Raw genomic sequence first — 24,658 nt, 5'->3', positions numbered from 1 at the left:
TTCACTGTTCAGAGTCTGAGCCCGCGGCCTGCGCTGCCAATCTGAAAGCTGGCATGCCCACGCCTGGGATACGTATTGAGAATCCGTTGCCCTAAGGCTGCCACCGCTATCGCGTATGCCGTCTGTCCACGCCATGCGCGATCGCACTGACCCGGTATAACAGAATATTTTGCAGGGTTGTTAATTCACCACACGCTAAATACTGCTTTCTTCTCCATGGAATGTTTTCGCAAAAGCACAGGGGATTGTCAAAGCAAAACATCGTTTTTTAGTACAAGATGCCGAATATTCGTCATCCTTGCGGGCTCTTCATCATGTTATCTCCTTATAACGGGCTCGATTTCAGTAGAATGAGTTATTACTTCCGGCGCTAAAAACAGCAATTCATCGGAATGTTCGATTGCACACATCGTTAACAAAATTGCTGTCCTCTTTAATTAGTGCGCCAAATTTTCTACAATCGCGCCCACTGTCTGCCAACATTTATGGGGATCTCATGGGCACAGCCAAACACAGTAAACTGCTTATTCTTGGTTCCGGACCTGCGGGATACACCGCTGCGGTATACGCCGCGCGTGCCAATCTCAAGCCGGTACTGATAACCGGTATGGAAAAAGGCGGTCAGCTGACCACCACCACCGAAGTAGAAAACTGGCCGGGCGACCCGAACGATCTGACCGGCCCGCTGCTGATGGAGCGCATGCAAGAGCATGCCGAGAAATTTGATACCGAAATTATTTTCGATCATATCCACAGCGTCGATCTGCAGAATCGCCCCTTCCGCCTGACCGGCGACAGCGGCGAGTACACCTGTGATGCGCTGATCATTGCTACCGGCGCCTCGGCTCGCTATCTGGGCCTGCCTTCTGAAGAAGCATTTAAAGGTCGCGGCGTTTCTGCCTGCGCCACCTGCGACGGCTTCTTCTACCGCAACCAGCAGGTTGCCGTTATCGGCGGCGGCAACACCGCCGTTGAAGAAGCGCTGTATCTCGCTAACATCGCCTCGCAGGTTCACCTGATCCACCGCCGGGATACCTTCCGCGCGGAAAAAATTCTGATTAAGCGCCTGATGGATAAAGTGGAGAGCGGCAATATCGTGCTGCACACCCACCGCACCCTCGAAGAAGTGACCGGCGATCAGATGGGCGTCACCGGCCTGCGCCTGCGCGATACCCGCAACACGGATACTGAAGAGCAGCTCGAGGTCGCGGGCCTGTTTGTGGCCATCGGCCACAGCCCGAACACCGCGATATTCCAGGGCCAGCTGGAACTGGAGAACGGCTACATAAAAGTGCAGTCCGGCATTCACGGCAACGCCACGCAAACCAGCATTCCCGGCGTGTTTGCCGCCGGCGACGTGATGGACCACATTTATCGTCAGGCTATTACCTCTGCCGGCACCGGATGTATGGCAGCGCTGGACGCAGAACGTTATCTGGACGGATTAGCGGACGCGTGCAAATAATCTTTACAAGTCAGTAACAAAGACAAATAAAGGCGACGATAAGTCGCCTTTATTTTTTCCACGATGTAACATTATCGGGCCTAATCATTCTTACAAGATGCCTGCTAAGTACGCGATGAATAAAACCCGCCAACAAGCCCTGACCCGCTGGTTAAAGCAACAAAGTGTTCTCTCCCGCCGCTGGCTGATGCTGTCGCGCCTGCTTGGTGCCGCCAGCGGGGTGCTGATTGTGGCCCAGGCCTGGCTGCTGGCCTCCATTCTCGATCACATGATTATGGAGAACATTCCCCGCGAGGCGCTGCTGCTGCCCTTTGTTTCGCTGGTTCTCGTGTTCGTGCTTCGCGCCTGGGTGGTATGGCTGCGCGAGCGCGTGGGTTTTCAGGCCGGACAGCACATCCGCCAGCACATTCGTAACGTGGTGCTGGACAGGCTGCAGCAGGCGGGCCCGGCCTGGATCCAGGGCAAACCCGCCGGGAGCTGGGCAACGCTGATTATCGAGCAGATTGACGACATGCACGACTATTACGCCCGCTATCTCCCGCAGATGGCGCTGGCCGCCTGCGTGCCGCTGCTGATCATCATCACTATCCTGCCTTTCAACTGGGCCGCGGCGCTGATTCTATTATGCACTGCCCCGCTGATCCCACTGTTTATGGCGCTGGTCGGCATGGGTGCCGCCGACGCCAACCGCCGCAACTTTAAAGCGCTGGCGCGCCTGAGCGGCCATTTCCTCGATCGCCTGCGCGGGATGGAGACGCTGCGCGTCTTCGGACGCGGCGCGGCCGAAACGGAAAATATTCGCCAGGCCTCAGAAAATTTTCGCCAGCGCACGATGGAAGTCCTGCGCCTGGCCTTCCTTTCCTCCGGCGTGCTGGAGTTCTTCACCTCCCTCTCCATTGCGCTGGTGGCGGTCTATTTTGGCTTCAGCTACCTCGGCGAGCTTAACTTCGGCCACTACTCCACCGGCGTAACGCTGCTCTCTGGCTTTCTGGCCCTGATTCTGGCACCGGAGTTTTTTCAGCCCCTGCGCGATTTGGGCACCTTTTATCATGCTAAAGCGCAGGCCGTGGGCGCCGCCGACAGCCTCAAAACGTTCCTCGAAGCACCGCTGGCGCAGCCGCACGAAGGTGAATGTCTGCCGAACGACTCGCGGCAGGTCAGCATTGAGGCCCGGGAGGTGGTTATTCACTCTTCGGATGGGCACGTGCTTGCCGGCCCGCTGAACTTTACACTGGCGGCCGGCGAGCGGGCAGTGCTGGTGGGGCAAAGCGGCTCGGGGAAAAGTTCGCTTATCAACGCGCTGCTGGGCTTTCTGCCTTATGAAGGCTCGCTGCGGATTAATGACCGGGAACTGCGGGAACTGGACCTCACCGCCTGGCGGCGGCAGCTGAGCTGGGTCGGGCAAAATCCGCAGCTTCCCGCAGCGACCATTCGCGATAACGTGCTGCTGGCGGATCCGCAGGCCTGCGAAGAGCAGCTTCAGCGCGCCCTCGACCGAGCCTGGGTCAACGAGTTTATCGTTCAGTTCCCGGAGGGGATTGATACGCAGGTGGGTGACCAGGCAAGCCGCCTGTCAGTCGGTCAGGCCCAGCGCGTGGCGGTCGCCCGCGCCCTGCTGTCGCCCTGCCGCCTGCTGCTGCTGGATGAACCTGCGGCAAGCCTGGACGCCCACAGCGAGCAGCGCGTGATGCAGTCGCTCACCGAGGCTGCCGCCCACCAGACCACGCTGATGGTGACCCATCAGCTGGAAGATTTGGGCCAGTGGGACAGCGTCTGGGTGATGCATCAGGGCCAGCTCGTCGAGCAGGGCAGCTTTGCCGCCCTGTCCACATCCGGGGGCTACTTTGCCAGCCTGCTTGTCCATCGTCAGGAGGAGATTTAAATGCGCGTACTGGCCCCCTATCTGGCGCTGTACAAACGGCACAAGTGGCTGCTGCTACTCGGCGTAGTGCTGGCGATTATCACTTTGCTCGCCAGTATCGGTCTGCTGACCCTTTCCGGCTGGTTTCTGTCAGCCTCGGCGGTGGTTGGCGTCAGCGGTCTTTACAGCTTCAACTATATGCTGCCGGCGGCCGGCGTGCGCGGGGCCGCCATTATTCGCACCGCCGGACGCTATTTTGAGCGGCTGGTGAGTCACGATGCAACGTTTCGCGTGCTTGAACATCTGCGGGTGTTTACCTTCAGCAAACTGCTGCCGCTTTCACCTGCCGGGCTGGCGAAGTTTCGCCAGGGCGACCTGCTTAACCGCGTGGTGGCCGATGTCGACACGCTGGATCACCTTTATCTGCGGGTTATCTCTCCCCTCGCCGGCGCGCTGGTTGTCATTATTGTGGTCACCGCAGGGCTGAGTTTTCTGGATATCGGGCTGGCGCTGACCCTTGGCGGCATTATGCTGCTGACGCTGCTGCTGCTGCCGCCGCTGTTTTATCGCGCCGGCAAGCCCGTCGGCGAAAGCCTGACCGGGCTGCGGGGACAGTATCGCCAGGCGCTGACCGGCTGGCTACAGGGGCAGGCCGAGCTCTCTATCTTCGGCGCCAGCCAGCGCTACCGCGAGGCGATGACCCATACAGAACAGGCCTGGTACGACGCCCAGCGCCGGCAGGCTGAGCTAACCGCACTGTCGCAGGTGGTAATGCTGCTGATCGGCGGTGCCGCGGTGCTTGCAATGCTGTGGATGGCCTCTGCCGGCGTCGGCGACAGCACCCAGCCCGGGGCGCTGATTGCCCTGTTTGTGTTCTGCGCCCTTGCGGCCTTTGAAGCGCTTGCGCCGGTTACCGGCGCGTTCCAGCATCTGGGCCAGGTGATGGCCTCCGCGCTGCGCATTACGCAAATTATCGACCAGCAGCCGGAGGTCACCTTCCCGGCGCGCGACGGCGCTGCGCCCGCTCGCGTTGAGCTAACGCTGGATAATCTCTCTTTTCACTATCCGCAGCAGGTGCAGCCCGCGATCCGCGATCTTAGCCTGGCGGTGCCGGCCGGCCAGCACGTAGCCATTCTCGGCCGTACCGGCTGCGGAAAGTCCACTCTGCTGCAGCTAATCACCCGCGCCTGGGATCCTGAGCAGGGCGAACTGAAAATTAACGGCGTGCCGCTAGCCGGGCTTAGCGAAGAGGCGCTGCGCGCCAGCATGAGCGTCGTGCCCCAGCGCGTACACCTGTTTAGCGCTACCCTGCGCGATAACCTGCTGCTGGCCGCACCGTCGGCTTCCGACCAACAGCTTGCTGATGCGCTACGGCGCACCGGGCTGGAAAAACTGCTCGACGACAGTGGCCTGAACAGCTGGCTCGGCGAAGGCGGACGCCAGCTCTCCGGCGGCGAGCTGCGCCGCCTTGCTATCGCCCGCGCCCTGCTGCACGACGCGCCGCTGATGCTGCTCGACGAGCCAACCGAAGGACTGGATGCGGAAACGGAAAGCCAGATCCTCAACCTGATCCAGGACGCAATGCGGGATAAAACCGTGCTGATGGTGACTCACCGCCTGCGCGGTCTGGATAATTTTGAGCAAATCGTTGTGATGGATAATGGCGAGATTACTGAGCGCGGCACTCACGCAGAGCTGCTGCGCCAGCGCGGGCGCTACTACCAGTTTAAGCAGCGGCTGTAGCGGCGCCAGCAACAGGCGGTCTATCCTGAGCTCGCCTGTTGCTGCTTATCTGCACAGGCGCGCTTTCAATATTTAAACGTGGGTAAGCACCTTCCAGCACGCACCGTATTACTCCCCAACAGCGTCAATACTTACGTCCGATAAATATCAAAAATGCATCACCCGACGCAGCACTTTTTTCGCCACATAATTCTGGTAGACAACCCGCAAATTATTGCGCATGTTAAGCACGCCAAATTGCTGAACAGACGCGGGCGTAGCACCAGTTCCGACAGCGAATTTAGGCTACGCTTTCTATCACTATCAGGCCCGGAGTTATGAAGCATGCGTCTGGTTCAGCTGTCACGTAATACCCTTGCCTTTCCATCACCGGAGGGCGCGCTGCGTGAGCCTAACGGGCTGCTGGCGCTGGGCGGCGATCTTAGCCCGGCCCGCCTGCTGATGGCCTATCAACAGGGTATTTTCCCGTGGTTTTCCCCGGGCGATCCGATTCTGTGGTGGTCGCCGGATCCGCGTGCAGTATTGTGGCCGGACCAATTTCACCTCAGCCGCAGCATGAAGCGCTTCCACAAATCTTCGCCGTACCGCATTACGCTCAACCACGCCTTCGAGCGGGTCATCCACGGCTGCGCCGAAGAGCGCGATGAGGGCACGTGGATAACCGACAGTATTTTGCAGGCTTATCACCGCCTGCACGAGCTGGGCCACGCCCACTCGGTTGAGGTCTGGCGCGGGGATGAGCTGGTGGGCGGCATGTACGGCGTGGTACAGGGCGCGCTGTTTTGCGGCGAGTCCATGTTCAGCCGGGCCGAGAACGCGTCCAAAAGCGCCCTGCTGGTCTTCTGTCGGGCCTTTGCACAGAACGGCGGCAGGCTGCTGGACTGTCAGGTGCTTAACAATCATACCGCCTCGCTGGGAGCGATAGAGATCCCGCGCAAAGCGTATCTGGAACAGCTGGCCGAGCTGCGGGCGCTGTCCCTTCCCCCGCACTTTTGGATACCGCGAGTGCTCTTTTCGCCTTTTGATTAAATGTTTTCGGCACATTTTTTATCAGGGTGATATAATGCCGCCCGCACGTCGTTTCTGCCCGTTGCCCTGCCGCCGTTTCAGGACTCTCCTCTCTTGGTTTGCACTCGCGTCACACGGTTTTCGTGCGACCCCCGGGTAATGCGCAGAAACGATCTCAGCCTGCCGATCGTCACCAAACTGGAAAGATGACCGGTAAATCTTTACTTAATTACTGAATTTCGGCATTATCTTGCCGGTTAAAAACTATGGTAGTGATACCCCCGAGGACTAGATGGCCAAAGAAGACAATATTGAAATGCAGGGTACCGTTCTCGAAACGTTGCCTAACACGATGTTCCGCGTTGAGCTGGAAAACGGTCACGTGGTTACCGCGCATATCTCCGGTAAAATGCGTAAAAACTATATCCGCATTCTGACGGGCGACAAAGTGACTGTTGAACTGACCCCGTACGACCTGAGCAAAGGCCGCATTGTCTTCCGTAGTCGCTAATTAAAGTGATACCCATGGGGTAATCAACATAAGGCCGGGTTTGATTCCCGGCTTTTTTATGCCCGTAATTTATGCCCCGGCACCGCGAGCTGCCGGGGCATTTTTCGAATGACTACGCGGGCATGCCACCGCATCACTTACATCAGCAGCTTCTGCGCCAGACTCAAATAATAGCGGGTGCCGTGCAGCAGCGCGGCTTCATCGGGATTGAAATAAGAGTTGTGCAGCGGGGCCCGCTCTTCCCCCTCCCGGGCGGCCCCGAGCCAGGCAAAGCAGACCGGCGCAATAGCCCGGTACTCGGAAAAGTCCTCCCCGACAAACGCCGGCGCGTCTTCCTCCTGATAAAGCCCCGTTTCGCCAGCCGCTGCGGCGGCAAGATCGCACAGCGCCTCGTCATTGACGATAGCCGAGTAGTCCCACTCGTCAAAAATCACCTCTCCCCGGCAGCGGTGCGCCCGGGCAACATCCTGCACAATGCGCGGCATCGCCTCTTTAATCTGCTGGCGTACCCGCGGCGTAAAGGTTCGGGTCGTGCCGCAGAGGCGGGCATCATTGGGAATGGCGGCCGTGGTGCCGTCGCCACAGATCAGGCTGCAGATGGATATTACCGCCGACTCCCGGGGGCTTATCTCACGGGAAACAATACTCTGCAGCGCCTGCACCGTTGCGGATGCGGCAATTAGCGGGTCGATAATTAAATGTGGCATCGAGCTGTGGCCGCCCCTGCCTTCAATATGAATATGAAACGTATCGCGGTTGGAGGTGGCAACTCCCCGCCTGAGCGCAATCGTGCCGCTGGGGAGCGTTGGCTGGACGTGCAGGGCGAAGAACATTTCTACGTCCGCCAGCACGCCGGCATCTACCAGCTCCTTCGCGCCGCCGGGGGACATCTCCTCCCCGCGTTGAAAAATGAATACCGCCTCCCCTTTCAGCGACGTCTGGCGCTGCGCCAGCGTGCTGGCCGCGCCCATCAGCATAGCGCTGTGCATGTCGTGACCGCAGGCGTGCATCAGACCCGGCCGGGTAGACGCGCAGGCCAGGCCACTTTTCTCTTCCACCGGCAGAGCGTCAATATCGGCGCGAAAGGCCACGGTATGCCCTGAGCTCGCGCCTTTTAATCGCACCACCAGCCCGGTCGCCGCCGGGCGGGTAATCTCCAGCTCCGGGTAGCGGGAGAGCTGCTGCGCAATATAGTCGGTTGTCACCGTCTCCTGATGCGACAACTCCGGATAGCGGTGGATGGCGGCGCGCCACCCGGCAAGCTGTTTTTCCAGCCGCTGCCAGTCGATATTTTCCATCACGTTCTCCTTAATGAAACCATACTGAATTACAGCATTAATCGTGCCAGCGTCATGCGCGCCCGCGGCGGCAGAAACTTTCCTTTTGGACGGTGATAAATATCAATATGACAGTGAAAACCTCTATCCTGATAATTAAAGATCGCAATGATAAATATATAAATTTACATCTAAATACAGATTGAAATTATTAAACCGCGCTTTCCCATTCTGTTTTCGAGCGACATCACATTTTATTTCTCTTTTGTGTCCTCACCCTTTTATCAGCACGCGCATTGCATTAACTCCAGCATAATAACTATCGGGAGAATAACATGAGTGCGCATGTCATTATTATGACAACTATTGTTGTCTATATCGTGCTGATGATTGGCGTAGCGCTGTATGCCAAAACGAGAATCAGTAATTCTGACGATTACCATCTGGCCGGTCGGCGGCTGGGCACGTTAATGCTGGCGGGAACGCTGGCCGCGACGGAAATCGGCGGCGGCAGCACCATTGGGGTGACCGCCAAAGCCTACGGCGAATGGGGACTCTCCGCCGCCTGGTACGTTATCGCCACCGGTATCGGTATCTTTCTGGTGGCGTTCATTGCTCCGTATATGCGCCGCTCGATGGCGACAACGGTGCCGGAGATTATCGGCAAGATTTACGGCAGGCCGAGCCACGTCGTCACCAGCGTCCTGTCGGTGATATCGCTGATTGCACTTTCGGCCGCGCAAATTACCGCCTGCGCCACTATCGTCAGCGTGCTGCTCAACATTAACTTTACGCTGGCGGTAATACTGGCCGGGGCGCTGCTGGTGTTTTATACCTGGGTCGGCGGAATGTGGAGCCTGACCATGACCGACTTTATCCAGTTCTTTATCATCGTCTTCGGCTTTGGCCTCGGGATTGTTTATATTTTTTGGCACCATCCGGAAGGTGTCGCCCTGCTTTCAACTCATCTTCCAGCAGAAAAACTGGCTACCACAAAGCTCGGCTGGGGAACCATTATTGGCCTTATCGTCATGTACTTTATGACCTTTTGTACCGGCCAGGAGGCTGTACAACGCTTTTACTCCGCCCGTAATGAGAAGGTGGCGATTAAAGGCGCGCTGCTGTGCGGCGTGGTGATGGTGCTGTACGCTTTTGTACCGGCCATTTTCGGTCTTCTGGCATTCGTGCTTTATCCCAACATTCCGGCCAATGAAGCGCTGGCCACGCTGGCTACCGGGCAGCTGCCGCCGCTGTTCGCCGGTCTTGTGCTTTCTGCAGTGCTGTTCGCTACCATGTCGAGCGGCTCCGGAGACCTGCTGGGAGCCGCCAGTATTAGCGTCAAGGATATCTATTACGGCTACCTGAATCCCGCGGCGGCGGGTGGCGGACAGGAGCTGCGCAACAGCCGCATCGTGGTGCTCATCGTCGGCGCCCTCGGCATCGCTATTGCCCTGTTAAGCCAGCAAATCATCGAGCTGCTGGTTTTTGCGTTTACCATCCGCGCTACCGGCCCGTTCGCGGCATACCTGTTTGGCCTGCTTTGCGATACGCCGCCGCGCCAGTCCGGATTTATTTCAATCGTGGCAGGAACCCTTTGCGGACTTATCTGGCAGCTTATTGGTCAGCCCTGGGGGATTTTCGCCATTATCATCGGGGCGCTGGCAAGCCTGATAACCTATTTGCTGAGCTGGACGTGGGTAAAACACCGCACCGCACGGCAAAACTGAAAATCGATAAACCTTGCAGGCATGCTGTACCCGCAGCTTAAAGCAGCGGGACCTGCTAACCCAGTCACCTGGATCAATGACAGAATGTCTCTCGCCGTCATGATCCAGACTGTCAGCGCGCTGGCCATACCCGAATTATTTAAGGTATATAAATATTTCAGTTCGCCCTGCTTCTCCCTGTAGCAAGAAAGAGATTTATTATCTTTCCGCCTACTTACTTTTTTGTCAGTAGTTATCATTATGATAATTACCCTCTCAATTTAATAAAAAATCGGTAGTGCTCGCGATAATTTTCCTGCACGCAACAGCCCGATATACATCAAGTTTGTAATGCGGTTCACAGGATAATACTCAGGCCGAATCTTCATCTGTTACTGGCACAGCGCTTGCTTGATTTACAGTGACAGTATTCAGCATATTCCCTTTTAACGATTTGCATCATTAAATACCTGTCATACCTTCCTGAAACCAACGATAACTATAGCGATGAATATTGTCTGAATTTCGTTTCCTCCGTTGATAATTGAGGTGATAAATCACCACCTCGATTATCATCCAAATATAAATGATAGTGGTTATCACTTATATTTCACGCGGAGGAGAATAATAACCCGTTGTTAATAACAACCATAAGAAATAAGCAATGTTATGAACAAACTCAAAAAAGATATGACGCTGCCGCCGGATCTTGCCGGGCATACCGGCACCGGGCCGGTGCGTGAACACAGGCCGGTTTATCAGGACTCGCTGCCTCCCTGCAACCATGCCTGCCCGGCCGGTGAGAATATTCAGGCCTGGCTCTCCCTGGCACAGGAGGGCCGCTATCAGGAAGCGTGGCAGACCCTGGTGGAAAATAATCCCATGCCCGCGGTTCACGGCCGCGTCTGCTATCACCCCTGCGAAAGCAGCTGCAACCGCGCGCAGGTAGACCGCTCGGTCAGCATCCACGCCGTGGAGCGCTTTCTCGGCGATATGGCGCTGCAAAATGGCTGGAAGCCGGTATGGAACAGCCGGCCCAGCGGCAAGCGCGTGCTGATTATCGGCGCGGGCCCCTCCGGGCTCTCCTGCGCCTGGCACCTGCGCCGCCTCGGCCACGAGGTGGAGATCCGCGAGGCGGGGCCGATGGCCGGCGGGATGATGCGCTTTGGCATTCCGGCCTACCGCATGCCGCGTGACGTGCTCGACAAGGAGATAGATCAGATCCTCGCCGCGGGCGTTACGCTGCGGCTGAACCACAAAGTGGAAGATGTGCTGGCGGAAAAAGAGGCAGGCGGCTTTGATGCCGTATTCATGGCTATCGGCGCGCACCTGGCGAAGAAGGTCGATATTCCCGCCCGGGAAGCGGGCAAAATTCTTGATGCGGTAAGCTATCTCTCCGCCGTTGAGCGCGGTGAAGCGCCCAAGCTCGGGCGGCGCGTGGCTATTTACGGCGGCGGCAACACCGCAATGGACGCCTCGCGCACCGCCCGCCGCCTCGGGGCCGAAGAGGTGATGATTATCTACCGCCGCGACCGGGATCACATGCCCGCCCACGCCTTTGAAGCCGACGAAGCTATCGAAGAAGGGGTGAAGATCAACTGGCTGCGCACCATCCGCAATATCGACAGCACCACCATGACGGTCGAGGAAATGGCGCTGGACGAAAACGGCCGCCCGCAGCCCACCGGCCGTTTCGAGACCCTGAATGCCGACAGCCTGATCCTGGCCCTCGGGCAGGATGTGGATCTTTCGGTGCTGGAGCGCATTCCCGGTATCCGGCTGCACAAGGACGGCGTGGTGGACGTGGACGAGCACATGATGACCAGCGCGCCCGGTATTTTCGCCGGGGGCGACATGGTGCCCTCCGAGCGCACCGTCACCATCGCCACCGGCCACGGCAAGAAGGCGGCACGCCACATCGACGGCTGGCTGCGCCATCGTCCCTACCACAAGCCGGAGCCGGTTCCGGTGATGGAGTATCCCGGCCTGCACCTCTGGTACAACACCGACGCCGACGCCATAAGCCAGCCGGTGATGGCCCCGGAAGCGCGCACCGGCTTTGACGAAATCATCGGCGGTCTGACGGCAGATCAGGCGCGCTACGAAGCCGCGCGCTGCTACTCGTGCGGCAACTGCTTTGAGTGCGACGGCTGCTACGGCGCCTGCCCGGAAGGGGCGGTGATCAAACTCGGCAAAGGCCTGCGCTACGAGTTTGATTACAGCTTGTGTACCGGCTGCGCCGCCTGCTTTAAGCAGTGCCCGTGTCACGCGATTGAAATGGTTGCAGAGGAGAGCCGCTCATGAGTGAAACCACCCATATGGCGATGATGGACGGCAGCGAAGCCGCCGCCTGGGTTGCCTATAAAGTCAGTGAAGTGTGCGCCATTTATCCGATCACGCCCTCCTCGAACATGGCGGAGCTGGCGGACGAATGGGCATCAAAGCAGGAACCGAATATCTGGGGCGACATTCCCACCATCATGGAGATGCAGCACGAGGGCGGCGCCGCCGGCACCGTCCACGGCGCGCTGCAGGCCGGCGCGCTCAGCACCACCTTTACCGCCTCTCAGGGGCTGATGCTGATGCTGCCGAACATGTATAAAATCGCCGGGGAGCTGACCTCCGCGGTATTTCACGTCGCCGCCCGCGCCCTGGCCGCGCAGGGGCTCTCTATCTTTGGCGATCATCAGGACGTGATGGCCGCCAGAACCACCGGTTTTGCGATGCTCAGCGCCGCGACAGTACAGCAGGCGCAGGATATGGCAATGATTGCCCACGCGGCGACGCTGGAGGCGCGCATTCCGTTTATCCACTTTTTTGACGGCTTCCGCACCTCGCACGAGGTGAACAAGATCTCGCGCCTGACCGACGCGCAGATCCGCAGCATGATTGACGACCGGCTGGTGCGCGAGCATCGCGAGCGGGCGCTGAATCCGGATCGGCCAATAATGCGCGGCACAGCGCAGAACCCCGATACCTATTTCCAGGGGCGCGAGAGCGTCAACGCCTGGTACGACCGGGTGCCGGACATTGTTGAAAATACCATGGCGCGTTTCGCGCAGCTGACCGGACGGCGCTACCGGCTGGTGGAGTATTACGGCCCGCAGAGCGCGGAGCACGTGCTGGTGGTGATAGGCTCTGCGGCATCAACCATTCGCCAGACCGTGGATCGGCTTAACGCGCAGGGAGGACGGTACGGGGTTATCACCGTGCATCTCTATCGCCCCTTCCCCGCCGAAGCGCTGGTCAAGGCCCTGCCCGCGGGAGTCAGGTACGTTACGGTACTGGACCGCACCAAAGAGCCGGGCGCCAACGGCGAGCCGCTGTATCACGATACCCTTAGCGCGCTGGTGGCCGCCCTGCAGCAGGGTACGCTGGCAACGCTGCCCGTCCTCAGCGGCGGCCGCTACGGGCTGTCGTCAAAAGAGTTCACGCCAGCGATGGTCAAGGCGGTCCTCGAACAGCAGCAGCAGCCCGGCGCGAAGCGCTTTTTCACGATTGGCATTCACGACGACGTTACGCACCTCAGCCTGCCGTGGGACGACAGCTGGCACATCGAACCGGATAACCAGGTGCGGGCCCTGTTCTTCGGACTCGGGGCAGACGGCACCGTCGGGGCCAACAAGAACAGCATCAAGATCATCGGCGAGCTGCCGGAGTACCACGCCCAGGGTTACTTCGTCTACGACTCGAAAAAGTCCGGGTCGCGCACCACGTCGCACCTGCGCTTCGGGCCGTCGCCTATCGACTCGCCGTACCTGATAAGCTCGGCAAACTTTATCGGCTGCCACCAGTTCAACTTTATCGAAACGCTGGATCTGCTGACCTACGCCGCGCCCGGTGCCACCTTCCTGCTGAACAGCCCGTGGGGCCCTGACGAAGTGCTGCACCATCTGCCCGCCGGCGTGCAGCAGCAGCTGCGGCAGAAAGATATTGCGCTGTACGTGATCAACGCCGCCGACGTTGCCCGCGATAACGGCATGGGCACGCGCATCAACACCATTATGCAGACCTGCTTCTTCGCCCTGTCGAAGGTAATGGAAAAAGATCGCGCCATCGCGCTGATTAAGAAAAGCATCGAGAAGAGCTATCTGCGCAAGGGCCGGGCGGTGGTGGAGAAAAACTTCGCCGCCGTGGACGCCGCGCTGGCAAATCTGCACCGGGTAACTATTCCAGCTCAGACTGAGGCCAGCGCCGATACCGGCTGGCACGTCTCCCCCGAGGCCCCGGCGTTCGTTCGCGAGGTGACCGCCGAGATGCTGCAGGATCGCGGCGACCGCATTCCGGTATCAATGATCCCGGCGGACGGCACCTGGCCTACCGCCACCAGCCAGTGGGAGAAGCGCGATATTGCCCTGACCATCCCACAATGGCGGGAAGATCTGTGCATCCAGTGCGGCAACTGCTCGTTTGTCTGCCCGCACGCCGCGATCCGCGCCAAGTTTTACCACCAGGACCTGCTCGACGGCGCGCCGCAGAGCTTCAAAAGCGCGCCGATCAGCGCCCGCGGCTTCCCGGATACCCGCTATACCCTGCAGGTCTATCCCCAGGACTGCACCGGCTGCGAACTGTGCGTTAACGCCTGCCCGGTGCGGGCGCAGGACGATCAGGGCGAGCCGATCCGCGCCATCAATATGGTCGACAAGCTGCCGGTGCTGGAAGAGGAGAAAACCGCGCTTGACTGGTTCCGGGCGATCCCGTGGCCCGAACGCTCGACTATAGATTTTTCCACCGTTCGCGGCGTGCAGTACCTGGAGCCGCTGTTTGAGTTCTCCGGCGCCTGCTCCGGCTGCGGCGAAACCCCCTACCTGAAAACCCTGACCCAGCTGTTTGGCGACCGGATGATGGTAGCCAACGCCACCGGCTGCTCGTCCATTTACGGCGGCAACCTGCCTACCACGCCGTGGTCGCAAAACCGCGACGGGAAAGGCCCGGCGTGGTCCAACTCGCTGTTCGAAGATAACGCCGAATTCGGTCTCGGCTTCCGGCTGACCGCCGATCACCACCGGCAGCGGGCGGCGCAGGTGCTGCGCGCCTTTGCTCCGAAGGTTGGGGAAGCGCTGGTGGAGGAGATTATCAACGCGCCGCAGCAGGTGGAGTCCGACATTCACCGCCAGCGCCAGCGTCTGCAGCAGGTGAGAGAGACGCTGGCAGCAGACCAGTCCGAGAAGGCCAAAAACCTGCGCAGCATGCTCGACCACCTGATCCGCCGCTCGATCTGGATCGTCGGCGGCGACGGCTGGGCCTACGATATTGGCTCCTCCGGCCTCGACCACGCCCTCGCCTCCGGCCGGGATATCAACATTCTGGTAATGGATACCGAGGTGTACTCCAACACCGGCGGCCAGATGTCGAAATCGACGCGGCTGGGGGCCATCGCCCGCTTTGCTGCCGGCGGCAAGACCATGGCGAAGAAGGATATCGTGCTGCAGGCCATCTCCTACGGCAACGTCTACGTGGCGCGCATCGCCTTCGGGGCCAATCCCCAGCAGGCGCTGCAGGCCATGCGCGAGGCGGAGGCCTATCCGGGTCCGTCGCTGATTGTCGCCTACAGCCACTGCATCGCCCACGGTATCGACATGACCCAGGGGCTGGAGCAGCAGCAGCGCGCGGTGGCCTCCGGCCACTGGCCGCTGGTGCGCTACAATCCGGTGCTGCGCGAAAACGGCAGCAACCCGTTCACCCTCGATAATCTGCGCCCGACGATCCCGCTGTACGAGTATCGCCGCCACGAAACGCGCTTTATGGCGCTGATGCAGCAGCATCCCGAGGAAGCGGAGCGCCTGATGGCGATCGCCCAGGAGGTTGCCCACCAGAAATGGGCGACCTACGAGAACCTGGCGACCCGACCGGCAAGCACCTTCCACCCGGACGCGCGGCGATGAGTTGAGGGAGAGAGTGAGTTAGTGATTAATGGGACAGCGGGGGCTGTCCCATTTGTTTGGGTGTGGGGTGGATGGCGCTGGGGAGGAGTGTTTTTAGGCTGCCTGTACGGCAGTGAACCGCATCGACAGCGCCTTTACCCGGCTGTCAGATCTCTAAGCTGCCTGTACGGCAGTGAACAGCAGTAATTACGAGCTGTACGCTGACATGTCTTTCTAAGCTGCCTGCACGGCAGTGAACGCTATCGAGCTGAAATCCTATATCACGAGGTGTTTCTAAGCTGCCTGCACGGCAGTGAACTTCATAACCTCCCTGCGCTCGTTCGGGCAGATTTTCTAAGCTGCCTGCACGGCAGTGAACGGCGGAAGTTAGAAAGCGCGTTTGCGAGGAAATTTCTAAGCTGCCTGCACGGCAGTGAACTGGCGGGAGGAACAGCTACGCGCCGTCTGCCTTTTCTAAGCTGCCTGCACGGCAGTGAACATTTACCCACATGCCGCCATCCATTTGCAGGCTTTCTAAGCTGCCTGCACGGCAGTGAACAGCTGTCAGGCTGGCCGGTAACGGCACTGATGTTTCTAAGCTGCCTGCACGGCAGTGAACGCTGGCCGCACTGGACAGCGAGCCTGTGGCGTTTTCTAAGCTGCCTGCACGGCAGTGAACTGGAAGAAAAATACCACATTCACCTGTTCTCAATAGAAAAAAACCACAATTAGCCTCCTTACCCCTCTTTTTTCCCCCTCCTTTTGTACCACTAAAAATCAAAAACTTAGCGAACCACCAAGAAAAAGGGTTTACGCCATTAGCGTTTAAGGCGGTAAAAAGCCGCCGGTGATCCGACGGCTATCGCACCTAAAACCAGGGGATCGTCGCTGTCGGGCTCAGCCCGTAGCTGCTGAACGTTCCGGCAACGGGGGTCGCCTGAAGTTCTCCGTGAAGGATAAACAGGCGGAACGGCTGCCGGGTGGAGAGGCTGGTCAGGTTCAGATAGGGCAAACTTAGCGTTTGCGGGCGCATGTCGCGCACGCGCTGGTCGGCTTCCTGCTGAGTTATCCAGCCCTTCTTCACCGAGCGGCGCAGCAGGCGCTGCGGACTGCTTTTGGCCTGCGCGCGGCTTACGGTGCGCCAGCGGGTAACGGCCGGTACGGCAGCGATACCGGTGCAGGTGCAGTAGTCCCGCAGGCCTTTGCGCCAGTTACTCTCCTCCAGCGCCTGCAGCGCCGCAGCGGTACCGTGTAACCGCAGCCGGGCGCCCGGCTTGACGCCGTGCTCCGGGAGGCTGATGCCGATATCGCCTTTGCCTCTGGCCCCGAGCGCGCGGTGCAGCTTCGCCACCAGCGCCGCCATCAGCGTATCCTCCCCGAACTCGGGATCGGGCAGGACCTGAATATCAAGGTAGCTGTCCATAGGCCCGGCTACTCCCCTTTCTCACCGAAGACGCCGCCGCGGATCAGCACCGCCATCACGAAGTGCTGCTGATCCAGATCCGGCTTGACGCCTTTGGTCACCCAGTTGTCCAGCAGGGTGTAAAAATCAAGCTTCTCTTTTGGCTGACGGCAGGCCACACCGCGGCTGGTCACCGAGCCGTAGGGCTCAACGGCGATCGCCCCCAGCTCGTCGGCGCGGGGATGCCAGGTGTCAATGGTGCGGATAGCATTGCCGATTTTCTGGGAGTGGATCCCGGCGATGCCGGAGACCTGATAGAGAACCCGGCTCTTCTTGCTGTTACTATCGAGCACCAGCTCCTGAGACGGAAAGACCTCCTGACCGGCGCCGAGCTTAACCTGTGCCTCGACGGTCAGCATCACCCAGCTTTCGCCGCTGAGGCCGCTTTCAATGACCTTCGCCAGCGCCTGCAGCGACTCGTCCCGCTGTTCGAAATTGCGCAGGGAATAGGCGTGGCCATCAAACTGCCAGGAAGCATCCTGGGTGCTGACCTTAACCTGAACGGCTTCAGCACCGATGCGGTTGCGCCACAGGAAGCGGCCGTTTGCCAGGTTTGCCGCATAGCGGGAGGCCAGCTCGTGAAAGCCGGTTTCGCTGACGTATTCGCCGATGACCGCCTGCAGGGCATCCTGATAGGCCACGTCATTACAGACCGACGGCGTTGCCAGATCGCCCAGCACTCGCAGAGTGAATACCACCTTCAGGGTGTCCGCATCGGCGGGAAGCGCTGCCGTGTCCACCAGCTGGAGGTTGGCTTTCTGGATCTCGGCGTCAAGCTTTGCCGGATCGTTGCCGATTGTGTTCTTCAGGCGGTTGGAGATGGTACCGCGCACGGCTTTCTCCTGCAGCGTCACCGGCTGCCAGGTGTCGCCCTGCCAGCGGCCCGCGTAAAGCATTGCATCAGAGGTGGCCAGTTTGCGTTCAAACGCGAGGACGGAAGCGGTTTTGATTGAAGTGGGTGCCTTTGCCATTGTTATGTCCTTATTCCAGGTCGTCTAATTCGTAAAAGGTAAACTCTTCCGGCAGCGGCGCTGCTTTGCAGTAGTAGCCGGTGTCGGTGGTGCTGTATCGCCAGAGCAGCGTCTGAAGATCGGTGATGCGGTGCAGGCTGCGCCACTCGCCCACGCCATAAGCCGCTTCGACAAACGCAAAAGGGGTTTCGCCGTCGCGGGCGTTCGCTACCGTACCAGGGGCATAGCGCGGTGAAATACGCTGGTAGCCGCACATCAGCGGCACCAGATAGCCCGGGTTGGGTTTAGGCTGGTACAGCCACTCGACCTCACCATCATCGCCGCCCTCGTCGCTGGCCCGATACTTCAGCGCCGCGAAGTCAAGCCATGCCTCCAGCAGCGTGGCCTCCGGCCGCTGCTGGCGCAGGGCGCGGTGATGCTCCTCCAGCCACTCGCTGCGATCGCAGAGCGCAAATCCCGGCATCAGGCGCCAGAGGATCTTGCGCAGCGCCCCGTCGTCGCCGGGATAGTCAAAGATCCGCGGCTCGCGCATCCCGGTAATCGTTCCCCCGGCCAGCTTGTGGCTTGGGCAAAGATGTTTCAGCTTTTCTGCCAGCGCGTTTTTGCCGTACTCGCCGTTAAGAATTTCGCCGCGGCACTCGATCAGCAGAGAAACGGTGAGGTGCATGCGCCCCTCTTCATTAAACGACGCGGTTTTCCCCTCTTTGGTTAGCGGGTTGCGGGTCAGAGCAAACTGATAGTCGCGTCCGGACGAATGGGCGTGTACCTGATGCTCGTGGCAGATAACGGCGCAGCTTTCCAGCACCAGCCCGTCAGCGGATTCGAGCCTGCGCGACAGCGCGTGGGTGTAGCCGAGAAAGTGGGTAATGGCGGGAAATCCCCACGTCAGGCCGGCAACGGCGTTGGCATTTTCAATGCGCAGGTGGGGCAGCAGGATCAGATAGCTCATCTCATGACCTCCTGCAAAATAGCGTCCATTTCGCGCATGCGGCCGCGAAACAGCGGCCGGGTACGCCACTCGCGCCGCTCAACGCTGCCCACATCAAGCTGCGCTTTTTTGAGGCTCTGGTTTAGCCAGCGGGCAAAGTCTTCCGCCACCTGCGCCTGCCAGTCGCCGCTCTCGCGCTCGGCGCGAAAGGCGGCGTCAGACTCGCCGCGCCACGGGTCGAGCCACAGCTGCTGATGTCTGGGCAGCTCCGGATTGTCTGCTGACCAGCCCTGCCAGGCCTCCTGCTGGAAAGCGGCGGCGTGAACGAAAAGCATGTCGATAAGCTCGTCAATATAGCCATCGCGGGCCTGCCGGGTATCCTTTCCGCCCGGTTTGTTGAGCCGGTGGGTAAGCCGCATCAATACCGGCCGCGCCTGCCTGCTGAAATCGCCGCGCGCGGCAAAAACAGACCGCAGATTTCTTGGCGCGGCGTGCTGCGGGGTCCAGACCGGCGGAGCTGCGGGGAGCAGCGACATCCTGCCGCCGCGGGCGCTGTTAAGGGCGGAGATATTCTGCGGCTTGGTACCGCCAAAATGCATTTCCGCCAGGTTCGGATAGAAAACCACCGGCTCCGGATGCTGCCGTTTTTCCCTGCGCGCGGTTCGCGCCTCCTTCGCCGCTTCGCCAAACCGCGCGTCGAGGATATTGGCCTGCACGGCGTGGGCAAGCGAGGTGGCGAACAGCGGATTCAGCAGGTGATAGCCGCCGTCCACCGGAAAATAGACCTGTTTGGCAAGCTTGTGGGAGGCGGGCTCTCCGGCGGTGAGGGCTTTTTCAAAGCCCTCCACCCACAGGGCAAGTTCGGCGTCGTTTTCAGCGAAGGCTTTGAGAGGCTGGCGATCGCCGCGCCGCAGGCAGGCCAGCAGGGAGTCGCCGTCGACCTCCGTTTGCAGCAGCTTTGCCACGTCCAGCGCGGCGGCGTTGCCGACGGCATCGGCAGAAAGCGTTGTGAGCGATGAGGTGGTGAGGTATCCGTCAGCGGCGGTGGTTTCGCTATACAGGCTGCTGCTTTTGGCATCGCCGTGGGTAAATTTTGCCGCGTGGGTAACCAGGCTAATCTGCCCCGCGCGCCGGGCCGCGTCCGCCAGCCAGGCCCGGGACCGGTAACGCTCCTCCAGCGCCTGACGCTCTTCGGCGATCGCCGACAGCGGCTCGCCCTGGGCCAGGCGCTTCTGCGCTTCTTTCTCGAAGGCCTCGGCTTTCGTCTGCCTTCGGTCAGCAATAAAGCCGGTGATAAAGGTGATGAGGTTTTCCTGTTCCAACGTTGTTACCTCCTTGATGAAATATTTTGCCCTGCGTCAGTTTCGATATTGTTTGAATGCGTTAAGGCCCTTAAAAGATTACGCCTGAGGTAAATAGTTCACAACCCATTGTTTATCCTTAACTAAATAGAAAAAAATGAATATTTGCCTTTGTATAAGGTTTTACCCATACTAATTACCCATGTTCAGTACACGTGTTGAGAAGGAGAGCGAAATGCCCGGTTTAAATGTCAGACACAAAAAAACCATCAGCGTAACGCTAGAACCCGCGCTACTGCAGCAGGCTCGCGAGGCCGGAATTAATCTTTCCGCTCTCCTCACCGAAGCCCTGGAGCAGGAAATCAGCGCCAAAGGCGTTGAACGCTGGAAACAAGAAAACCGAGCGGCAGTGGAAGAGCTCAATCGCATTACAGAAGAACACGGCCTTCTTTCTGATGATTACAGGACGTTTTAACAATGCAATACGTTGTTTATCGCAACAAAAACAGTCACTCGGCCTATCCGTACCTGCTGGATATTCAGAGTGACATTATCGATGAACTTCACACTCGATTAGCGATCCCACTCTACCCTCTTTCAGGCTTATCACATTCACCCGCCCGACGTCTTACACCTACGCTGACGGTTGAGGGTGAAGATTATCTGGTCATGACGCATGAAATGGCCTCGATAAGACTTTCTCAACTGGGTGAAGAGGTCATGAGCGCTGCGCCCTACCGCCAACGCATCAGAGCCGCGCTGGATTTCATCATCGACGGGTTTTAGCTATTTATCGCTCATTATCTTATGATTTAAAGGCACCGGCAGCCCTCCCTCAGAGGGCGCGATACACTCCCAGCCACGGGTGGTAGGACCAGTCCGACAGCGAATCTTCATCGCCGCTAACCGGCAGCCGAACTTCCGCAAACCGCCCCCCCACCTGCGCAATATCCAGCTCCAGCTTATCTGACAATTCCAGCAGCGCCTGCCTGTAGTCCACTTCACCCCAGGGAGCCACGCCCCCGGCAGCGGTAACGGGCTCATAGCACGGGCAGTCCTCTTTCAGGTGCCCGGACGCCGTGCGGTAAAAAAATCGCGGCTCGCTGTCCTCTTCCTGCATATGTAAAAAAAGTGTCGCCTCTATTTGCGAAGCACGGAAAGGCGTTCGCCGCTGCAGATAGCCATTCCAGGTCAGCGGCAGGCGCCACCAGCTGGCGGCGGTCGGCTTTTCATTCTTCGCATAATCTTGCGGCTGCAGCAGCGCGTGCTGCAGCCGGGTATGTTCAAGAGCGGCCAGTGGATTGCCTTTGCTTAGCGGCAAAATGCGCGGCAGAGCGTTAATGGCCTGATAACCCGACGCCGGTAACAGCTTGCGCATGTCGTGCCCGGAAAAGCGGTGTCGGCTGTCCTCAAAGCCGGGCTTGCAGAACGCCGGCCTCTCGCCTCGCAGCGCCCGAATATTTTGGCTCAGAATCACTATGTTTTCCGCGTTGGGCAGGCGCTGGCGGTGGCGCTGCACCCGTCCGGAAAACTGGATAATGGAGCGCATCGAGCTTGGCTCGATGATCCCCCAGTCGGCGTCCCAGTCGCGCCCAACCTCCATAACGGAGGTGCCGAGCACCACGAACAGGTGGTGTTTTTCCGGCCGATCGGCGAGTGCAGCCATAACGTCAGGATCTTGCCAGATATCGTCAGGCCGGTGGCGGTTAAAGACGCGATCGAGCCTGCTTTCAATAGCCGAGCGCACCGCCAGCGGGTGGCGGGCGTGATAAAAGCAGTAGTGGATGCAGAAATCGTCAGGGGAAGGGATCGCCAGCAGGCGTTTTCCCACCGCCGCCAGCGGATTGATATTGGCAAAGCGAACCAGCCCAAAGGAGGCAGTTTTGCCATCGGGGGACACCGCGTGGTGCTCCTGATGCAGGGTTAGCATCTCACGATGAACCGCGCGGGCCACGGCATCGAATACTGCCTCTTTTGCCGTCGACGCGGCCTCCACCGACGCGATGCGACCGGCGTGCAGCCGCGGCCTGTCCGCCAGCATTTGCGCTCGGGCCTTCACAAACTTCTCGTGGCCCTGCTCAAACCCGCTTTCGCTGGCGATCTGCTCAGCATGCGTGCCCGCCTCGTCAAACCAGGCGCAGCAAATGTTGGTCTCCTGCGTTGCTCCACCGCAGGAGGTATTCCAGATTTGCCGCCCCTCGCGATAGGCGGCAAATAGCGCCTGAACCAGTTCAGGGGGCAGCGTTGCGGACGAGAGCAAAACCCGGGTGCCCAGCATGCCCGCCCAGTTCATCAGCCGACAGATCGCGGGTAAATCATCGATATCAAAGTCGTCCGGCTCATCCAGCACCAGATCGGCTGTCAGCAGGCGCAGCATCCCGGGCAGCTGCTTACCGCCGCGCACGCCTTCGGTGGCGGAAATCAGATGATCGATCGTAGAGACCAGAATCGGCGCGCTGACCAGCGCCGCCGTGGCGGGATCGTGCTGCAGCCACGTATGCAGCGCGCCGGCCTGCTGGCTACCTTCATAACGCAGATACTGCTGCGCGTCGTCAAACGCCTCTGCCGAGGCACTGTCGGTGTCTTTATCAACATCCTGCGCCTTTTGCTCTTTCCAGAGCCGGGTCACCGCCTGCGATCCGATCAGCACTGCCAGATCGTCTTCTTCCAGCCCGAGCTTCGACTGTAGCGCCTCGCCGGTCTGCAGGGTCAGCGTGCGCAGGCCGAGGGCAACGGTAAAGCGGCAGCCCTCCTGCTCGTCGGAGAGTGCATAGATAATTCGGGCGTTGGCAAAGGTTTTTCCGCAGCCGGTGGAAGCCATATTGACGCCGAAGAATCCCTCCTCGCGGCTCTTATCACGCAGCGCCACCGCGCAGTCCCAGGCCCGATTTTGCCACTGAAAGCGTGGGTCGCTGGCGCGCTGGCGAAAGCCTTTATGGCGCGCAATAGAGGGTAGCGAAACCCGGGCCCGCATCAGCTGCCGCCCAATCAGCAGGGCATGATGGGACACGCCGCACAGATGTTCATCAACGCGCTGCTTAAGCGTCCGGGTCTGGCGATCGCTGTTGGCCCAGGGGAGATAGTCCGGGTCCTGCCATTTTGACTGCGCCGGCCCTGAGGAGTAGTAATGATCGGCCAGCATCAGCGAGAAGCGCGCCATGTGCAGCGTAAACAGCTGATCCATCGCTGCCCACTGCGCAAATCCGACGGCGCTGTTTATGCGCTTGCCAATCTGATGCGCTTTATCGCACCAGGTCCTGCTGCGCAGCGGCGTACCAAACGGGAAGAGCCAGCTGCTGCTGAGTTCCTCTCGTGGCCATTTCTTACGATGATTTTTGGAGTTCCAGTCCGCGTTGAGCTGATTCACCAGCCAGGTTTCACTGTTTTCAAGAGATTCCTGGCTCTCGGAGAAAAAATTTTCAGGCAGGCGGTGGTGGGATAAGATCAGCCAGGCGACTACCCTTGCCGCGGCGGGCAGCGTGCTAAAAGGGCTGGATGACGCGGTATCATCCGCAATCAGGCGGGCGAGTAAATCCGGCTCATCCTGCGGTGAGACACCACTCAGCTTCGCCAGCCACTGCTCATCGCTGCTCTCTCCCACAAAGGCCTGAAACAGCCGCAGGGAGATCCACTCATGGCGCCACGGTTGAAAAGTATATTCAGTCTCCCCCTGCAACGTGTCCTGAAATCCTTTACTGGCCTTGCCGAAGTCGTGGAACAGTCCCGCAACTGCGGCCAGCAGCGCCATGCTTTCCGCGCACTGCCAGCGGTGCTCGCCGTCGGACCGCCAGGCCGGCCGGGCACTGCGGTGTACGGGCACTCTTCCCTGCGCGTTGAAACGACGCGGGCTGCCGACTATCCACAGCAGCTCGCTCTGGCCGCTTTTCTTTAACCAGTGACAGGCGACAGACGTATTGCGGCGCGCGCTTTTGCGCAGCAGCTTGCGCAGCGTAGCGAGACCTTCCTGAGTGATGGCCGTTTGCCATGCGCCGTTGCCTGCCCGCTCCGCAAACTGGTCGACAATCCGACAGGTTTCTTCCCTGGCGCGTTTAGTACATTGGGAGATAATCAGCACGTTCACAGGCTCGCTCCTGCAATAGCGGAGGCCGTTTCCTGAAGCGTGACAATCATGGTATCCAGCGCTTCTGTCTGCTGGAAGTTGTCAATACAGCGCTGGGGAAAGGCCTGAGCGTCATCTCCCTGTGCGGCGGAAATAAAGGCCTGTGGCATGACAATCGCGTCTTTAATAATATCGGCGATATCAAAAACCAGGCCGCCGCTCGATGAAGCGTAACCTTGTTCGTAGCGATAAATATTGGCCCTTTTGACGGAGAGAATAATCTTTTCATTTGGAGTCAGGTTTGGCATGAGTTCCCTCCTGGTGCGACGCGCTTTTTCCTGAAAGGCAGTGGTAGCACTGAAGCACGCGTGGGGTCAAATAGTTGCTGTGCGAAAGAGATGCTAACCAATGTCAGTAAATATGTTTTTCATCAAGCCGATACTAAATTTATTCATATTTACATATACAAACCCATGTAATTGGCATCAAATAAATAACATT

At 59.2% G+C, this 24,658-nt stretch carries 16 protein-coding genes, 1 pseudogene and 1 CRISPR repeat array; of the genes and pseudogenes, 10 read left to right on the top strand and 7 right to left on the bottom strand.

The genetic code is table 11. The features are described from left to right. Nucleotides 1-496: 496 nt before the first annotated feature. From trxB to infA, 5 genes are all read left to right on the top strand, one after another. Nucleotides 497-1,465, top strand: a complete 969-nt coding sequence (gene trxB, locus QZ766_RS06315; RefSeq protein ID WP_297198945.1) for a thioredoxin-disulfide reductase — start codon at nucleotides 497-499, stop codon at nucleotides 1,463-1,465. A 115-nt stretch (nucleotides 1,466-1,580) separates the two neighbouring features. Further along, nucleotides 1,581-3,347, top strand: coding sequence for a cysteine/glutathione ABC transporter permease/ATP-binding protein CydD (gene cydD / locus QZ766_RS06310; RefSeq protein WP_297198943.1), 1,767 nt, complete (start codon nucleotides 1,581-1,583; stop codon nucleotides 3,345-3,347). Next, nucleotides 3,348-5,069, top strand: a complete 1,722-nt coding sequence (gene cydC / locus QZ766_RS06305; protein ID WP_297198940.1) for a cysteine/glutathione ABC transporter ATP-binding protein/permease CydC — start codon at nucleotides 3,348-3,350, stop codon at nucleotides 5,067-5,069. It begins immediately after the preceding gene. A 324-nt stretch (nucleotides 5,070-5,393) separates the two neighbouring features. Further along, nucleotides 5,394-6,098 carry a leucyl/phenylalanyl-tRNA--protein transferase gene (gene aat / locus QZ766_RS06300; RefSeq protein WP_297198937.1) on the top strand — a complete coding sequence of 235 codons (705 nt, stop codon included), beginning with the start codon at nucleotides 5,394-5,396 and terminating at the stop codon, nucleotides 6,096-6,098. 271 nt (nucleotides 6,099-6,369) lie between these two features. After that, nucleotides 6,370-6,588, top strand: coding sequence for a translation initiation factor IF-1 (gene infA, locus QZ766_RS06295; RefSeq protein ID WP_001040187.1), 219 nt, complete (start codon nucleotides 6,370-6,372; stop codon nucleotides 6,586-6,588). Nucleotides 6,589-6,725: 137 nt separating this feature from the next. On the opposite strand, the gene QZ766_RS06290 is transcribed toward infA, so the two are convergent. Further along, on the bottom strand, nucleotides 6,726-7,886 hold the full coding sequence (locus tag QZ766_RS06290) for an amidohydrolase (protein WP_297198917.1): 1,161 nt from the start codon (nucleotides 7,884-7,886) through the stop codon (nucleotides 6,726-6,728). A gap of 314 nt (nucleotides 7,887-8,200) precedes the next feature. Between QZ766_RS06290 and QZ766_RS06285 the strand changes: the two genes are divergently transcribed. The 3 genes from QZ766_RS06285 (at nucleotide 8,201) to nifJ (ending at nucleotide 15,456) form a co-directional block, all read left to right on the top strand. After that, nucleotides 8,201-9,592, top strand: coding sequence for a sodium:solute symporter family protein (locus QZ766_RS06285; protein WP_297198914.1), 1,392 nt, complete (start codon nucleotides 8,201-8,203; stop codon nucleotides 9,590-9,592). Nucleotides 9,593-10,240: 648 nt separating this feature from the next. Continuing rightward, entirely contained in the window at nucleotides 10,241-11,875 is a 1,635-nt protein-coding gene (locus tag QZ766_RS06280) for an NAD(P)-binding protein (RefSeq protein ID WP_297198910.1), read from the top strand. Then, the gene (gene nifJ / locus QZ766_RS06275; protein WP_297198907.1) at nucleotides 11,872-15,456 is read left to right on the top strand and encodes a pyruvate:ferredoxin (flavodoxin) oxidoreductase; all 3,585 of its coding nucleotides are present in this window, start codon (nucleotides 11,872-11,874) and stop codon (nucleotides 15,454-15,456) included. Before QZ766_RS06280 ends, nifJ begins: the two co-directional genes overlap by 4 nt. Nucleotides 15,457-15,546: 90 nt before the next feature. Beyond that, nucleotides 15,547-16,114: direct repeats of the CRISPR family, unit length 28 nt; unit sequence TTTCTAAGCTGCCTGCACGGCAGTGAAC. 189 nt (nucleotides 16,115-16,303) lie between these two features. Here the strand turns inward: nifJ and cas6f are convergent. The 4 genes from cas6f to csy1 are packed head-to-tail and all read right to left on the bottom strand — an operon-like array spanning nucleotide 16,304 to nucleotide 20,118. After that, complete coding sequence (gene cas6f, locus QZ766_RS06270) at nucleotides 16,304-16,858, bottom strand: type I-F CRISPR-associated endoribonuclease Cas6/Csy4 (RefSeq protein WP_297198904.1); 555 nt, start codon at nucleotides 16,856-16,858, stop codon at nucleotides 16,304-16,306. Nucleotides 16,859-16,866: 8 nt separating this feature from the next. Beyond that, the gene (csy3, locus tag QZ766_RS06265) at nucleotides 16,867-17,868 is read right to left on the bottom strand and encodes a type I-F CRISPR-associated protein Csy3 (RefSeq protein ID WP_297198900.1); all 1,002 of its coding nucleotides are present in this window, start codon (nucleotides 17,866-17,868) and stop codon (nucleotides 16,867-16,869) included. A 10-nt stretch (nucleotides 17,869-17,878) separates the two neighbouring features. Continuing rightward, complete coding sequence (gene csy2 / locus QZ766_RS06260) at nucleotides 17,879-18,817, bottom strand: type I-F CRISPR-associated protein Csy2 (protein ID WP_297198898.1); 939 nt, start codon at nucleotides 18,815-18,817, stop codon at nucleotides 17,879-17,881. Then, nucleotides 18,814-20,118, bottom strand: a complete 1,305-nt coding sequence (gene csy1, locus QZ766_RS06255; RefSeq protein ID WP_297198895.1) for a type I-F CRISPR-associated protein Csy1 — start codon at nucleotides 20,116-20,118, stop codon at nucleotides 18,814-18,816. Before csy1 ends, csy2 begins: the two co-directional genes overlap by 4 nt. A gap of 214 nt (nucleotides 20,119-20,332) precedes the next feature. Between csy1 and QZ766_RS06250 the strand changes: the two genes are divergently transcribed. Both QZ766_RS06250 and QZ766_RS06245 read left to right on the top strand, forming a co-directional pair. Further along, entirely contained in the window at nucleotides 20,333-20,572 is a 240-nt protein-coding gene (locus QZ766_RS06250) for a type II toxin-antitoxin system CcdA family antitoxin (protein WP_297198892.1), read from the top strand. Nucleotides 20,573-20,574: 2 nt separating this feature from the next. Continuing rightward, a complete protein-coding gene (locus tag QZ766_RS06245; RefSeq protein ID WP_297198889.1) occupies nucleotides 20,575-20,883 on the top strand; it encodes a CcdB family protein in 309 nt (102 codons plus the stop codon). 49 nt (nucleotides 20,884-20,932) lie between these two features. Here QZ766_RS06245 and cas3f read toward each other — a convergent pair whose 3' ends face one another. Then, nucleotides 20,933-24,178 (bottom strand): type I-F CRISPR-associated helicase Cas3f, encoded by a 3,246-nt coding sequence (gene cas3f / locus QZ766_RS06240; protein ID WP_297198886.1) that lies wholly within the window; start codon nucleotides 24,176-24,178, stop codon nucleotides 20,933-20,935. Continuing rightward, nucleotides 24,175-24,375 (bottom strand): annotated as a pseudogene (locus QZ766_RS06235) (subtype I-F CRISPR-associated endonuclease Cas1); the annotation flags it as partial. The gene cas3f and the pseudogene QZ766_RS06235, both read right to left, overlap by 4 nt. Nucleotides 24,376-24,658 lie beyond the last annotated feature (283 nt).

The sequence above is a fragment of the uncultured Pluralibacter sp. genome (assembly GCF_913775985.1).
In the GTDB taxonomy this organism is placed as follows: domain Bacteria; phylum Pseudomonadota; class Gammaproteobacteria; order Enterobacterales; family Enterobacteriaceae; genus Pluralibacter.
The sequence above is the reverse complement of the archived record's forward strand: the minus strand, read 5'-3'. Positions and strand labels throughout refer to the sequence as shown.